Origin of the sequence: Paenibacillus sp. FSL H8-0457 (genome assembly GCF_038051935.1) — a bacterium.
In the GTDB taxonomy this organism is placed as follows: domain Bacteria; phylum Bacillota; class Bacilli; order Paenibacillales; family Paenibacillaceae; genus Paenibacillus_AQ; species Paenibacillus_AQ lautus_A.
On the sequence record NZ_CP150293.1, the window covers coordinates 3,384,403 to 3,399,134 of the forward strand.

Annotated in this window: 11 protein-coding genes; 5 read left to right on the forward strand and 6 right to left on the reverse strand. The window is 48.3% G+C overall.

Annotated features, from left to right (window positions below; translation table 11 throughout):
• Positions 1-201: 201 nt before the first annotated feature.
• The 3 genes from MHI43_RS15085 to MHI43_RS15095 are packed head-to-tail and all read right to left on the reverse strand — an operon-like array spanning position 202 to position 3,900.
• Complete coding sequence (locus tag MHI43_RS15085) at positions 202-1,311, reverse strand: Ger(x)C family spore germination protein (RefSeq protein ID WP_036663082.1); 1,110 nt, start codon at positions 1,309-1,311, stop codon at positions 202-204.
• Positions 1,305-2,393, reverse strand: coding sequence for a GerAB/ArcD/ProY family transporter (locus MHI43_RS15090; RefSeq protein WP_015735189.1), 1,089 nt, complete (start codon positions 2,391-2,393; stop codon positions 1,305-1,307). The genes MHI43_RS15085 and MHI43_RS15090 overlap by 7 nt, the downstream gene beginning before the upstream one ends.
• Before the next feature lie 7 nt (positions 2,394-2,400).
• On the reverse strand, positions 2,401-3,900 hold the full coding sequence (locus tag MHI43_RS15095) for a spore germination protein (RefSeq protein ID WP_235201794.1): 1,500 nt from the start codon (positions 3,898-3,900) through the stop codon (positions 2,401-2,403).
• A 156-nt stretch (positions 3,901-4,056) separates the two neighbouring features.
• Between MHI43_RS15095 and MHI43_RS15100 the strand changes: the two genes are divergently transcribed.
• The 4 genes from MHI43_RS15100 to MHI43_RS15115 all read left to right on the forward strand — a co-directional run bounded on the left by MHI43_RS15100 (position 4,057) and on the right by MHI43_RS15115 (position 9,077).
• The gene (locus tag MHI43_RS15100) at positions 4,057-4,839 is read left to right on the forward strand and encodes a DUF3889 domain-containing protein (RefSeq protein WP_036663079.1); all 783 of its coding nucleotides are present in this window, start codon (positions 4,057-4,059) and stop codon (positions 4,837-4,839) included.
• A gap of 182 nt (positions 4,840-5,021) precedes the next feature.
• Entirely contained in the window at positions 5,022-6,584 is a 1,563-nt protein-coding gene (locus MHI43_RS15105; RefSeq protein ID WP_036663078.1) for an ATP-binding protein, read from the forward strand.
• Between the two features lie 128 nt (positions 6,585-6,712).
• Positions 6,713-7,963 carry a multidrug effflux MFS transporter gene (locus MHI43_RS15110; protein WP_036663077.1) on the forward strand — a complete coding sequence of 417 codons (1,251 nt, stop codon included), beginning with the start codon at positions 6,713-6,715 and terminating at the stop codon, positions 7,961-7,963.
• A 190-nt stretch (positions 7,964-8,153) separates the two neighbouring features.
• Positions 8,154-9,077 carry a VanW family protein gene (locus MHI43_RS15115; protein ID WP_036663617.1) on the forward strand — a complete coding sequence of 308 codons (924 nt, stop codon included), beginning with the start codon at positions 8,154-8,156 and terminating at the stop codon, positions 9,075-9,077.
• Here the strand turns inward: MHI43_RS15115 and MHI43_RS15120 are convergent.
• From MHI43_RS15120 to MHI43_RS15130, 3 genes are all read right to left on the reverse strand, one after another.
• Positions 9,074-9,895, reverse strand: a complete 822-nt coding sequence (locus tag MHI43_RS15120) for a cytochrome c oxidase assembly protein (protein WP_015735195.1) — start codon at positions 9,893-9,895, stop codon at positions 9,074-9,076. The two genes, MHI43_RS15115 and MHI43_RS15120, sit on opposite strands and share 4 nt — an antisense overlap.
• Before the next feature lies 1 nt (position 9,896).
• On the reverse strand, positions 9,897-10,391 hold the full coding sequence (locus MHI43_RS15125; protein WP_081746313.1) for a DUF2243 domain-containing protein: 495 nt from the start codon (positions 10,389-10,391) through the stop codon (positions 9,897-9,899).
• Positions 10,392-10,674: 283 nt separating this feature from the next.
• Positions 10,675-11,868, reverse strand: a complete 1,194-nt coding sequence (locus MHI43_RS15130) for a cytochrome P450 (RefSeq protein ID WP_036663073.1) — start codon at positions 11,866-11,868, stop codon at positions 10,675-10,677.
• A gap of 387 nt (positions 11,869-12,255) precedes the next feature.
• Here MHI43_RS15130 and MHI43_RS15135 point away from each other — a divergent pair, with 387 nt between their 5' ends.
• Positions 12,256-14,571 (forward strand): helix-turn-helix domain-containing protein, encoded by a 2,316-nt coding sequence (locus MHI43_RS15135; protein WP_036663071.1) that lies wholly within the window; start codon positions 12,256-12,258, stop codon positions 14,569-14,571.
• Positions 14,572-14,732 lie beyond the last annotated feature (161 nt).

Consider the following 14,732-nt stretch of genomic DNA (forward strand, 5'->3'; position numbering starts at 1 on the left):
ATTCATAACATAAATGAGGCTAGGTATCGACTGACATGCTGCGTAATGGTGTTTATTTTGGATAAATGTAGCATTATACAAAGAAATAGTCAATATTAATGTCAAGAAACATAACATTAAGCTCACGAGTTTTATCGAAACCTCATAAGGAATCGATTTCTTTAGGCAACAAAAAGACCCCGATTGGGGTCTTTCCAAGTATTATCTAAATTTCCCGTAATCTTTGATATGAACGTCAATCACGCATTCGACCTGCAGCTTTTGCAATTCTTGCCGCCAGTCCATCTTTTTCCATTGCTCATAGCCAATCCGGTTACGGACGTACCTGCCGATTCCGAGGCTGTCTATCTGATGCTGTTTCATGATCGAGATCATGGCATTTCCTTTTTTCGTAATATATTGGCTGATCCGCTGCTCCAGCTCATGCCGCTCGCGGTCATTGCTTAACCTGGCATCGCCGATGTATTCCAGAACGGACCCGGAAATCTTGACGTAAAACATCACTTTGTCAATGCCCTGGTCTCCGCGCACGACCTTGACTTTTCGTGAGCTGATCAATGAACTGAACATGACGACTTCTTTCTTGTCCTTAGGATCCTCCGACAGATCAATGTTAAGTTGACCTTCTCTGAACTTGCCCTTCAGAAAGGAAAAAATCAATGCATCCTGCGGCTCGATCTTAGCAACATAGCGATCATCCTTAAATAAAGCAATTCCGTTCGTCGTAATGTAGTTCTTGTCATGCTTCTTAATTATCGGAGCAACCGGATCTACGCCCTGATCGAAATAATCCCTGGCAAAGTTGAACAGCGTTACCTTGGGGATGGTCTGACCGAGCGCCTCCTTTTCAAGCAGCATGTCGATATACCGCCCTGTTCGCGGATGCTGCTTGTAATCGTCTATTAACAGTTCGCCGGCATTTCCTTCAACCACGCTTATTTTTACTTGAGACGATATGGAAGGATCCCTGTACAAGGTATCCAGATGTCCGTGCAGCCCTTGTTCCGCCATCGAAAGCCCGAACAGGACGTTCCGCAATTGCCCGCTTACCAGCAGCATGCCGGTTTGTCTGGACATAATCATCTTCGCTTCTTTGCTGCTCTTGGCCGTTGCCGTCAGCACTTCCCGCTTAGAGGCAGTTTCCGGATCCGCTTGCGGAATGGAGACCGATATCGCTAAATTACCATCCTGCAGCAAGTCATAACTGGTCGTCTGGATGAACCCCAGATCTTCCAGGATGCGTTGATCGCCGCAGCCTGCTAGAGGAAGGATGCATAAGAGTAGGAACAAGCATGCATATTTTTTTAACATTGCGCATCACGCTGCCTTTTTCTGCGCTGCCACAGCAGCAGCATAATTAGTATCAATGGCATGATGTAAGCAAACCCGATTTGGATGTAACCCAGAAACAGAAGCCACTCCCGGATTCGGTTCAATACCGCGGGTATGTAGGATATCAGCAGTGCTACAAGAATGATAAAGAAATACTGCACATTCATCTTGATTTTTGGAAAGACACGTTGGGTGCTTTCGCCCGCTGCCCAGAAATAAAGCACTAGCGTAATGAGGGTCGTGAACAGGAAGAAGCCGTAAAAAAGATTCTCGATTCGCTCGATAAACGGAAGTTTGATATATGCCAGCAAATCCAGTAACGGGAACAGCATGACCTTCAGCATATCGCTGCCAACCACGCCAAACGAAACAAAACCCAGGATGGTATAGGATACTGAACGTATCAAATTTCCGTAGATGACGGCCCTGAACAATTTGGTTTTCTTATCGGTATAAGGAAACAACAGTAAGCATAACTCATACCCTAGGTATGCCAAATAGATTTGAAAGATTCCTTCCAACATGTTGGAACTGTCTTTAAATATATAGGGGGTTAATCTTTCAATACGAAATTCCCCTGCATAATACAGCAGAAGCAAACTCATCCAAATGGTACACCAAAAAAAGACCGTGGAAGCTTTGGAGATATTGTACAAACCCTTGGTCAGCAGCATGAAAGCAAGGACATCGATTGCTATCTTGAATACCATCGGGTTGGTTGTCGGGAACGCAAACATCTGAAAGATCAGCACGTACTGCTTGGCGACGAGGCAGCCGATCAAAGCCCATACCGTACTGATCGCCAGATAGAAGGGGGCCAGTATGAACTTGGGAATGCTTTTCTCCAGAATGACGAATATCGACTGTCCTTCGCCCAGCCGGTACACCCAGTACATCTGATAAATGTTCAGACAGACCAGGATGGATGCCGGGATCGTAATGAGCCATCCGTTTGTACCAAAATATTGGGCCTCCACCTGCGTAATGCTGAATACGTAGACCCCCGTTTGAATCATGTAGATGAGGATCGCAGTGTGAAATTGGGATAGTTTTTCCTTCAAAGTTGCCTCACCTTTTCATTTTTAATTTGACCTTGTTTTTGGCTTTGACTTGGGTAGGCCGCTTGGCCAATGTGGAAAAGGGAAGTCTTAGAAATACGTCTTTCCAGTCATACGGCTCGAATGGTGCGATGGGTGTTAGATAGGAGGAGCCGACACTCGTCAAGCCGCTTAAGTGAATGACCATATAGGCCAAGCCAAGCGCTAGTCCCATATTCCCCCACAAACCGGCCAATACGATAAGCCCGAAACGGAACAAGCGAAAAGATGCGCTCATAACATAGTTCGGGATGACAAAGGAAGCGATGGCCGAAGAGGCGACGGAGATGATCAGAATATTACTGGTTAATCCGGCTTGCACTGCCGCCTGGCCGATGACGATACCGCCTACGATACCGATAGTCTGTCCAATCTTGGTAGGCAGCCTGGCCCCGGCCTCCCGCAGCAGCTCGATCGTCGTCTCCATGAGCAGCGCTTCGAAAATGGGAGGAAACGGCACTTTGCTTCTGGACTCCGTCAGCGTAAGGATCAGATTCTCGGGAATCATTTCATAGTGAAACGAGGTAACCGAGACATATAGGGCTGTCAACGTCACCGTTATCAAAAGGGCTGCAAACCTTAGGAACAAGGTCGCCGTACCAATGCTCCACCTCTGGTAATAATCGTCGGAAGACGAGAAAAATTCAAAAAAGTTGGCGGGCGCGCTAAAAGCAGTGGGACTTCCGTCCATAATTCCAACGACTCGTCCCGAAACCAGCTTGGAGGCAATGGTATCCGGCCGCTCTGAGGTCAAAAATTGCGCAAAAATCGAGTACGGATCATCGTCAATGCACTGGATCAGCATGTTTGTATCGTGAATGGCATCAATCTCTATAGCTTCGACCCGCTTAATTACTTCTTTGACGTATTTCTCATTCGCGATGTCCTGGATATACAGAACATAGATATCCGATTTCGTAACTTCGCCGACGGAAAGTTTGATGACCTTGAGATGAGAACTTTGCACTCTCTTCCGGATTAAAGACAGATTCGTATAGGCTTGTTCGGTAAACGCTTCGTGCGGTCCGATAATGATGGATTCCGTTTCGGATTCAGCCACCGTCCGGGATGTCGGGAAAATAACATCGATCATGAAAGCTTGATCTTCATAATAAAACGCGGCCATACCGCTTAGAATACCTTCCACATAGGTTTTCGAATCCGTTACATGCTCATATTGTGATTGCTCCGTCAACAAATCGAGCGGGTTGTCGGAATTCAAAATGGGAGGAAGCAGATCCCGTTCCAGCCGATCCTCATTGACCAAATGGCTGAAATACATAACATGAAGGCGCCCATGAAGATAGATCTTATGGACAAAGTCGGCCGAATCGTCAAACTGATCCGCAACATGCTTCAGCGTCAGCGAAACCTCTTCCTGGGGGGGGGGATCCTGTTGATTATATAGAGATGTGCCGGATTCAGAATGCTCATGAGTGACCAAAAAAATAGATTTTAATATCTGTTTCATCCCCACGCTTACTCACCTCGGATTCATGCATAGTCCGTCACAGTGTGTGTATTTTTCAAAGGAATTATCCAACGAATCCCAAGTCAGGAATAAGAAGAGCGTCCGCGGGAATCTTAGGATCAGGCAAGTCTGCCAATCTCTAGGAGGAGGAATAACATGCTGGGCACCCTTTTATTCGCTAGCATTTTGTCGCTCGTGGTCACACCCGTTAATGATCAGGCGACTATGGAATCTTCGGAGTTTTCGTTTCAGCAAGCCATTTTTGAAAGCGGTGCCGAGCTTGCAGAGGAGGCGATAAGGGCTTGCGAGAAGCGTTTCGGCAGAGAAATCCAGCTCCCGCCGCAAGTGCCTGCCGTAGCTTTTACGCATCAATATGGTCGTTGTTATGGCACGCATGCCGGACTTGACGAGCATTTGGAGATCCATTATCGAAACGAATTTAAACCCGAGAACGACTACAGGATCGAGTTATATCCCGTTGAGAATAGACAGCAGCTGGAACACCTATCGTTTCAAGCATTAGAATTGACGGAGCAGACAACCGCTAAATTCTACAAGGGTCCGCTCAATACGCTGCAGCTGTTGGTATTTGAAAAGGCGGATTGGCAATATCTCATAACTACAGCAAATCGAGCTTCCACAGAGATCGGACAGCGTGAACTGACCGATATTGCGCAGTCTTTGATTCATGCCGTGAACAGAAGAGAGCCTGCCTATGCCAAGTGGGGAACCTTAGCCGTCACCGAAACCAAGCGGAAATATAATATGGACGTCGTGGATTATTTGTATATGGGCAGAACCAAGATATCCAGTGTTTTGGCGGAGGAGAAGTTCAAACTGTGGCTTAAGAAAGGGAACGTTGAATTCGGCGTCTATGTCACGGTTTCGTATCATCCGGTAACCGATCAGATTCTATCGATACGTTATGAGGAAATTTAGCTGAAAATAGCAATTGACGGCAGGAATAACGCCATTTTCAGGAAAAAATAAAGGGCGGCTTTGTTGAAAGTGATGTTTTCCTGCTGTTCAGACGCATGTATATGGTGTACCATATTTGGTGGAACTTGCCTCGTTGATTTCTTCAATATGCGCCAGTAATAGCGATTTAGGAGTGATTCGCTTTGTCGTTTTTAGTCCTTAAGCTCCTATTTGTTCCCTTGATATCGATTTTTATCATGGTATCGTCGGTCTATCTCGGTTATCACACGTCCATTCCTTTGATGCTGCTCACGGCAACTTTGTTGTACGTATCCGTTGTTTTTGATCGAAAGTACGAATGGCTTCGTTATGTTCATTTTCTGTTTCTTGGGGCGTTTCACTATGTAAGTCAATTAAACTGGTGTATCCTCCTGTATTACATACTGATCATTAATACCATTCATAACAAAGAACGATATAAGGAAACGATGCCGCTGTGCTTCCTGATCATTCTTCAGTATTCCTTAATCCGTCTGACTTACGTGCCGTTAACGAAATACAATGTTCTGGTCTCCGTGTTTGATTGTTTGGCTTCCTTTGTGATTGTGATTTCATTCCACTTTGTTAACTTTCTGGAATCGGAGAAGAAGAAATTATATAAGCAGAATGATTACTTAACGTACCATGATGCATTAACCGGTCTTCTGAATTATGACGGGTATTTGCATAAAGTCCAGCAGCTCATTGAGGTGAACAAGCCGTTTCAGCTGGTGCTGCTCGATATCAACAACTTTAAATCGTTAAATGCAAAGGACATTTCCACGGCAAATGAGATACTGATCAGATTCTCGCGTGCTCTGCGGAGATTATTCCTGAACGACATGCTGGCCGCCTCGCGCTATGCGGGAGACCGCTTTGCCGTACTGCTACCGGAGCATGTCAACATCGACAGCACCATGTTCAATTTTGAGCATATCGGCGTACAGGTGACGTATAGCATTACTTGCTACCCGCATGAAGCTTTAACGTATCAGGAGATCATCAGCACGGCGGAGGACCGGATTTTTCAAATGCGCCGCAATTCCTGGATGAGAAGCCAGGAGGAGATGATCCGTACGGAAAAAATGAAGATGGTGGGGGAGCTCGCTGCCGGAATGGCCCACGAGATACGCAATCCGCTGACTTCGATTAAAGGCTTTATACAGCTTTCCAAAAATCAAAGTTATAATATACAGCCCTGGTATGAGGTTATCATGGGGGAAATCACGCGGGTAGGGGAGCTGACGGCTGAATTTTTACATTTTTCTAAGCCCCATGCCAGCAATATGAGGGTTGAGTCCCTATCGGACTGCATGACGCGCGTTTACTCCTTATGTGAATCCGAAGCGGCCTCGCACGGACATGTGTTTCTGCTCGACTTAAGCGATGAGCCGATCCAAATCGTGATGGACCGGGACAAGATCATCCAGGTGCTGATCAATCTGATTCGTAATTCCTTCCAGGCGATGGAAAACACCGGTTCCGTTCGAATCTCGCTTAAAGCAGAAGAGGGGATGGCCGTTGTTCAGATCGAGGATACTGGCAAAGGGATCGCTGATGAAAATCTTGCCAAAATTTTCGATCCGTTCTATACGACCAAGGAGGAAGGGACGGGGCTCGGGTTATCCCTCTGTCAGAAAATTGTAGAAGATCATGGCGGGAGAATTACAGTACATAGCGAACTGGGCATTGGCACAACGTTTACTTTGCGCATGCCCCTGTCCTAGTAAAAATGGTTGGTAATATCCAAAAAAATAACCTATGATAGGATAGTTGCTTAGCAATCAAGATGGATTGCCAGCAGCATATCACCCATGCATCAATGTGTTGCAAGAGAAAGGAAGTATCTGTCAGTATGTCGATTTCCACCAAAGAAACCGGTTCAGCCATGGTCCTGACTCGCGGAAAGAGGCTGCAGTTTGCCTTGATTCTCGGATCCCTATCGGCATTTGGACCGCTCTCCGTTGACATGTATTTGCCTGCACTGCCTAAACTTTCGGAAAGTTTAGGGTCGCCGGCATCGTTAGCCCAATTAAGCTTGACGGCATTTTTGCTTGGCCTGGCGCTTGGACAGCTCGTAGCCGGGCCGCTCAGCGATATACGGGGGAGAAAAGCACCACTGATCATATCTATGATTATTTATTCGGTCACCTCCTTACTGTGCGCATTTGCACCGACGATTTGGGTTCTGGTTGCGCTCCGCTTCGTGCAGGGAGCCAGCGGAGCAGCCGGCATCGTCATATCCAGGGCGGTCGTGCGGGATTTATACACCGGCTCGGAGCTGACCAAATTTTTCACTTTACTGATGCTGATCAACGGATTGGCTCCAATTATCGCTCCTGTATTCGGAGCCTTTATTCTAAATTTTGTATCTTGGCGCGGCGTATTCGTCGTCCTGTTTTTGATTGGATTGCTTATGCTGCTTGCCGTATGGTTTGGTCTTCCGGAAACGTTGAACAAGGAGAATAGAGCCAGCGGCGGGATCAGGCAAACCTTTCAAACCTTCGGTACGCTGGTTCGGGATCGCGTGTTTATCGGATATGCGCTCTCCCAAGCGTTCGTATCGGCCGCGATGTTCGCTTATATCTCGGGATCGCCCTTCGTGCTGCAGGATATCTTCGGGGTGTCTCCTCAAACGTACAGCCTATTCTTTGCCGTTAACGGGGTTGGTATCGTACTATTCTCCCAAATTACCGGCAGATTGGCTTCCCGCACAGGAGAAACCAAACTTCTGACGACGGGACTTCTTATTGCAGCCTTTGGCGGCACATCGCTGCTTGCCATTACATGGCTTGGCGGCGGACTGTTTCTCATTGCGCCGATGCTGTTCCTGATCGTCTCTGCTGTAGGGATGGTTAGCGCAACGACAACATCCCTGGCGATGCAGAAGCAGGAAGCCCATACTTCAGGCAGTGCATCTGCATTGCTAGGCTTGCTGCCTTTGCTCTTAGGCGCCGCCGCAAGCCCTCTTGTCGGGCTTGGAGACGGAACGACGGCAGCTCCTATGGGCACCGTCATCGGGATCGCGGAATTGCTGGCCGTCAGTTCGTTTCTGTTTCTCGTCATGCCTATTAGCCGCAGGAAAGAGACACAAGTCTCTTTATAAAATCGTACTTTTGCAAAGAAGCTCGCACGATGAATGTGTGGGCTTCTTTTTTTTGTTAAGAAAACAATTCTGCATGAATTACCTAGAATGCAATCATAATACCAAAGAGATGTGTAAACGGGCATAGCAGGAAAAACGCACGAAGACGAGGAAAACACAAAGATAAAGCAGGTGAACCCACTTGAAATGGATGTCGGTCATTAGCCTACTGTTCATGCTCCTGCAAGGGACTGAACCGGAGAACGACAATTTAACGATTACCCAGGAAGGCAAAGTCATGGAAAGCGTGAATCGAAGCGAACATGCGCTTGATGTGTTCCCGCTGCTAGATATGGACAAATACGATCAATGGGTGGATAAACTTGATCGCAAGACCTTTATGGAAGCCCGAAATGCCAAGATTGGCAGCAGCGGCCAGATCGTTCCGGGTCAGAACGGCCATCGTCTGGACCGCCGCAAGCTATTGGAACAATACTACTCGTATTGGTACGGCACCGGGGCTTCTTCCATCGAAGCGCCGAGGTATCCGATATATCCGAAAGTGGACACCGAGCTTCTGGCTTCCATTCGCGTCAAGCCGATCGGCTACTATGTAACCTATTTTAATTCCAATAACAAAAATCGTTCCCATAACATCTCGTTGGCTGCTCAAGCGATTGACAGCGCAGTCGTATTCCCCGGGGAAACGTTCTCGTTCAATGAGGTCGTCGGCATGAGAACGGTGGACAGGGGTTACAAACGTGCCGGCGTGATCGTAAGAGGCGAATTGTCCGAAGGAGTGGGGGGCGGAATCTGTCAGGTTTCTTCGACTCTGTATAATGCGATTGACCGTGCAGGTTTGCAGATTGTGAAGCGCTACTCTCACAGCCGGAACGTCCCTTACGTGCTGCCTGGTCGAGACGCTACGGTTAGCTGGGGAGGCCCGGATTTTGTCTTTGAGAACGCCTATAATCAACCCATCCTCATTCGGGCATTCGGGAACGGGGGAAGAATGACCGTAGCCATATACTCTTCGGAACTCATTGAATATAAGCCGCGCAATGTACCGAGCATATCCAACAGCCTGCCGGAGGAGACCAGTGACACCAAGCATAATCCGGTAAGCGGCGATTAATCCGAGATTGGATGAAACGATGCCGGACGCGGACGGGACGACCTATACCATTGCATGCACATCCACAACACGAGAACGAGATCCACGGCATCGCCGCCGTAATACATCAGCATTCCACCAAGCTTTGCCTGCTCGAAAGGAACACCGTCGGGCGGATGGGCATATAAGTATTTGGAGAGTATCCCGTGTCCCGCCATGGCAATGATCAGGATGAACGCACGAAGCCGAAAGCTTCGGCGGTAGGGAACCACATCCACGTAGATCAAAGAAACCGTAAATAGATATCCGGCTGCAAACACATGAAAATGAACGGCTATATGAAGAATTAGGCTATGATGCATGGCCGTGAACAACCCGGTGGTGTAGAGGATCCATAAGCCGCCGATATTCAACAAAGCGGCCACCAATGGATGTGAGATACAATGGACGAGCTTGATCTTAAGCAATCGGCTAATTCTTCTTGCGACCGGCACTGGGACTGACCGAAGCAGAAGCGTCATTGGAGCTGAAAACGCAATCAGCAGTGGCCCGAGCATGCCGAGCAGCAGATGCCCAAGCATATGCACCGGGAAATTCGCAGGGGCAAGCCGGGCCAACGGGCCAGCCAGCGACAAACCTATGCAGGTCAATCCCGCAATCCAGCAAACATAACGATGGGCAGGCCATATGCGGTGGCGTCGATTGGAAACCGCAGCAGCTGTCCAATAGAGCAGAATTAGGCCAGCGAGGAAGAAACTCAAAATCCATTCCCAAGGGTGCCATACAGCAGCGCCTTCGAACATTCCGGCACCATGATGATGAAACGAATGGCTACTCATCTTAGGATGCGGCCTTCCCGGAAGGAACGCGGTTTCGAGTTCGTGCAATGAGTATGACGCCAGAGATGATCATGCCGGCAGCAATCAGATTCCAGACCCAGTCGTAGGGTCTTATATCGACGAAATAACGAATCTGATGCAGTCGCATCCACTTGTGCTGGATGATGCCGTCATACAGCTGGAAAGCGCCACCGCCTAACAGAATGCCTCCAATCCATCGTTTAGCCCAAAACGCGTTCCTTCGGTGCAGATCGGCAATCAGAAACGAGGAGCCGATGGTAGCAAACCAGCTGAACGCATGAAACAGACCATCAGAGACAAGGCCGATATCGCTTGTAGACTTATCGTAGAAATGATGCCAATGCAGCAATTGGTGAAATACCACCTCATCGATAAATCCGACCAGCCCTAACCCGAACAAGATGCCGGCCCATAGGTTGCGTTCGGCGTAGTTTGAGCGCTGTGTTTGATTTTCATGGGTTTTAGAAGACTTCATTCGTCTCATCCTCTTCCGTTATAAAATTCTGAAGTCCATCGATTTACAAAGTGATACTTTCTAAGTTTACCCATTATTACCATTTCAATAACTTAAACACCGGGTGGATAAAACGAGTAATATATATTATTCGCTTCGGTAAAGGACTAAAGCTCGTTGTTCATTAGTTAAATAGTTTACATAATGTTATATATGTTAACTGAATTGAACATATCCACAAACAAAAGGCGAACCACTTTTAGGGTTCGCCTTTTTACTAGGTGTAAATATATTCTCCTGGTTATTAAGAACGAAGTGAAATGGGGATCTCCTTCACGCCGCGCACGATCATACCCGGCCTCCATTCCAGCTCGTCGATATTGCCCTGAAGCTCGAAATCGGGAAAGCGGCGTAGGAGCGTGTTAATCGCGATTTCACCTTCCAGCCTGGCGAGCGGTGCTCCGAGGCAGAGGTGTATTCCCTTGCCGAAGGCTAAGTGCTGGCTCTTCTCCCGGGTGATATCGAACAGATCGGGATCCTCGAATTGTATGGAATCGCGATTAGCGGAATTTAGGGCGATGACAACCAAGTCGCCTTTTTTCATATGGACGCCGTGAAATTCCAAGTCCTCCGCGGCCCATCGTGAAGTGCTGAATTCAACGGGACCGTTGTAGCGGAGCATTTCTTCAATGGCGCCATGAATCCGTTCCGGCTGTTCCTGCAAAAGCTTCCGCTGCTCCGGATGCTCCAATAATGCTAGCACGCCATTGCCGATCAGGTTCACCGTCGTTTCATGTCCGGCTATGATCATCAGGGTAACGACGCCGTATAACTCCTGTTCGGATAAGCGGTCACCTTGGTTCTCGGCAATGACCAGCTGACTGATCATATCGTCGCCGGGCTGTTCGCGAACCTTGGCGAACCAGTCCCTCAAATAAGCGATGAATTCGTTCATATGCTGGACGACCTGCTCGTTCATTTCCTGATTGGAGGCGCCGATGATGGAATTGGACCATACCCGGAACTTGTCCTGATCCTCAGCAGGTACGCCGAGAATCTCGCTGATTACTATAATGGGAAGCTTAAAGGCATATTCGTCAATAAGATTCATGGTGTCTTTGGAGGAGACGGCATCCAACAGGCCGTCCGCGATCTCTTGAATATGGCTGCGCATATCCGCGATTCTCTGCGGCGTGAAACCCTTCTGGACCAATCCGCGAAGCCGTTTGTGATCCGGCGGATCGGAGAACAGCATATTGGTGCTGAACACGCTGGTCTGTTCCCCGCCCATTGCCTTCGTGACGTCCTTGCTGAACCGGCCATCCTTGAGCGCTTCGACGGCTTCAGCGTAACTGCTGATCAGCCACCCATGACGACCATCCGGAAATTGCAGATTCATAATGGGATCGCTTTGCCTCAATTTCTCGTACACCGGATAAGGGTTATGGGTAAATTCCTTGGTAAACAATGCATTTTTCAGAGATTCGTTCACATTCATCGGTATGGTCTCCTCTCGAAAATGATAGTTTCATATCCAGTATAAGGGATAGCGATAAGGATAACCAATTTACGGTTGAATTGACGACAGTCTCCAGTTCCTTCAATCCATTCGTCGTTCCGGTGTAGCCGTGCATGTTGCCCATGAACAGATCATGCATACCTGCAGCAGAGGGATGCCCTTTCCCTTGCGAGTATGCCGGGTATAAGATGTGACGCAGCTAGGAAGTACGGGGTAAAATCGAATGGTCGAATCGGATCTGCACAAGCGGGTCTTTTTGCGTTTACGGAAGATTAATAAGGGGGAAATCAGTGCCTTTTGGTCTACTGACTACGCGCATCAATTTTTGATATATTGGATCATATCTGAAGGGAAGAAAGGGGGAAGATGCCGGTGAAATCCGTTTCGGGGGAGAAGGCAGGGCTGTTGTTTCGTTTTTTTATACCGTATGCCGTCATTCTCGTAGGCTCCCTATTGGTAGGATGGTTTGCTTATGGGAAAACCTCGGAGCTGATTGAAAACGAAACGGTAAAGAGCACCTCTGCGGCACTGCAGCAAATTCAGGAAGCGCTGGATCAGCGATTTGCCGAAATCGAGAACATCGCACGGCAGATGTCGAGCGAATCGAAGATCCAATCCTTTCAATTCGAGAAAGAACCGTTTGCCGGCACAGGTCCATACCGTCTGTGGGATTTGGAAAAGAGCTTGTTTAACTACAAACTGTTTAATCATTTCATCGTGGATTATTACATTGCGTACAAGAACAGCAGCATGGTCATCTCTCCCCGCAAGGTGTATACGTCAGACCAGTATTATCGTTTGCTGCTGCGTTATGAAGGCCAATCGTTAAGCGAATGGAGGCAAGCATTGTTCGGGCAGTATCATTATAAAACGTATACGCCGGGACATTCGGTTGTTTATGAAGGCAAACCATACTCCGTCGTGAGTTATATGCAATCCTTCGGAAACAAAAGCAGCAGCGGGGTCGTTACGGTCCTGATTAACAATAGGCAGATCCAGGACATGCTCCGCAAAGTCGATCCGGAACAAGAGGGCTTTGCCTATATAGCGGATGCCAACGGAAACTTGATCAGCTCCATCGGTTTGAAAGAACAGGATTTTATGAAAGCGCTTCCTATAAAAAGTGGCGATACCCATATCCAATGGAATGAACAGGAGATGCTTGTGACGCAATCCACATCCGAATACAACGGATGGAGCTATGTATCCGCCCAGCCTAAATCCGTGGTGCTCCAAAAGGTATATTATATCAAGCAGCTGACGTTAACCATCTTCGTTACAGCTCTGCTGTTGGGGTTAGGCGTAGCCGGTTATTTGGCATATCGAAGCAGCAGGCCGTTCCTCAAAATCCTTCAGCTGCTGCCTTCAACCCGATCGGAAGCAGCTCACGCTGCTTCGCGTAACACCGTTGATTATATCGGCCATTCCGTTTCCGAGCTGGTTGAAAGCCATGATTCGCTAAAGGAGCGGTTGGAAGAGCAGATTCCGATGCTGCGAAACGTTCTGGTAGACCGTCTTCTGAAAGGGGGCTTCACGTCGATGCAGGAGCTGGAGGCTGCCATGGATCACGCGCAGGTCCAGCTCCGGGGATCTCACCATGCGGTGGCGCTGCTTCATATTCGAGGTTACCATGAGCCATTCATGGAAGAGATGCTGATGGAGCTCGATATTGTCAAAATCAACATCCGCGACCGGATTCAATCATTATGCGGAGAAGGGGCGCTGCTGCATGACTTTGGAGAAAATCAATTGGTTCTGGTCCTGTCGGGAACGGCAGCGGACAAAGCGGAATTCACGATACAAATGCGTGCACATCTACAGTCGATTTATGAACATTTGATTGGAATTTCCGGCACGGGCCTGTACATGGCTGTAGGCGAGTTCCGGTCCAATATTGCCGAGCTGTATCGTTCCTACGGGGAGGCCAAGTTTGTTCTGCATCATGCGGGATGGAGCGAGAAGTCTCCTATCTTTTTTCATGCCGAGATGGAAATGCCGGCCTTTTCCTATTATTACCCGGCAGACGAAGAGATGCGGTTAATCCAGCTCGTGAAGGCCGGCAATCTGGATGAGACAAAGCAGCTTTTTCGGCAGATCAAGGAGAAGAACAGGTCGGATCGGCAAATGCCGATGGCCGTCGAGAAGCTCCTTGTCCAGGAGCTTAGCGGTACCCTGATGAAGTGCAACGAACAGACAGGGAACGATGGAAGCCACAGAACGGAGGAAACGGATGCCGTCATCCGAGCGTTAAATCCCGAGTTATCCCCTGCTGAAGCCATGAATATTCTCTATGCCGCTTTCGTTCGCCTCTGTCAGAAGAACGAGGAGAGGAAGAAGAGCCATAATGCTCATTTAACGAACCGGCTGCTGAGCTATATCGAGAAGCACTATGGGGAGAGCGATCTGAGTTTATCCGCGCTCGCCCGGGAAACCCATACTTCCGAAGCTTATGTATCGTACTTCTTCAAGGAGCAGACGGGCTTGAATTTCTCGGAGTATCTTGAGAAGCTCCGAATGGATGAGGCAAAGCGGGAGTTGGCGACGAGCGACAAGCCGGTCAGCGACATCGCTGCAGCTTGCGGCTATTTGTCACTCAACACCTTCAGCCGGGCGTTTAAACGCGTAAACGGGATAAGCGCCACCGAGTACAGACGTCTTCACCGGACCGGAGATTATGCTTAATCTAAAGAAATGCGTAGTACCGGATTGATGAATAACAGCCCATTCTAAAATTCTGAATAGTCGACCGGAAACATGAAGATTTACGCGGATCAACCGGCTGTATATACTCCAATCACGGACCGGATCGGGACGAATCCCATTAACGATTGGAGTGGTAACTG

Bases quoted from the DNA above. Each gene is read 5' to 3' on its own strand.
- MHI43_RS15135 (WP_036663071.1), top strand. From the start codon at position 12,256: ATGCCGGTGAAATCCGTTTCGGGGGAGAAGGCAGGGCTGTTGTTTCGT.
- MHI43_RS15120 (WP_015735195.1), bottom strand. From the start codon at position 9,895: ATGAGTAGCCATTCGTTTCATCATCATGGTGCCGGAATGTTCGAAGGC.
- MHI43_RS15100 (WP_036663079.1), top strand. From the start codon at position 4,057: ATGCTGGGCACCCTTTTATTCGCTAGCATTTTGTCGCTCGTGGTCACA.
- MHI43_RS15095 (WP_235201794.1), bottom strand. From the start codon at position 3,900: ATGAAACAGATATTAAAATCTATTTTTTTGGTCACTCATGAGCATTCT.
- MHI43_RS15110 (WP_036663077.1), top strand. From the start codon at position 6,713: ATGTCGATTTCCACCAAAGAAACCGGTTCAGCCATGGTCCTGACTCGC.
- MHI43_RS15130 (WP_036663073.1), bottom strand. From the start codon at position 11,868: ATGAATGTGAACGAATCTCTGAAAAATGCATTGTTTACCAAGGAATTT.
- MHI43_RS15085 (WP_036663082.1), bottom strand. From the start codon at position 1,311: ATGTTAAAAAAATATGCATGCTTGTTCCTACTCTTATGCATCCTTCCT.
- MHI43_RS15115 (WP_036663617.1), top strand. From the start codon at position 8,154: ATGTCGGTCATTAGCCTACTGTTCATGCTCCTGCAAGGGACTGAACCG.
- MHI43_RS15125 (WP_081746313.1), bottom strand. From the start codon at position 10,391: ATGAAGTCTTCTAAAACCCATGAAAATCAAACACAGCGCTCAAACTAC.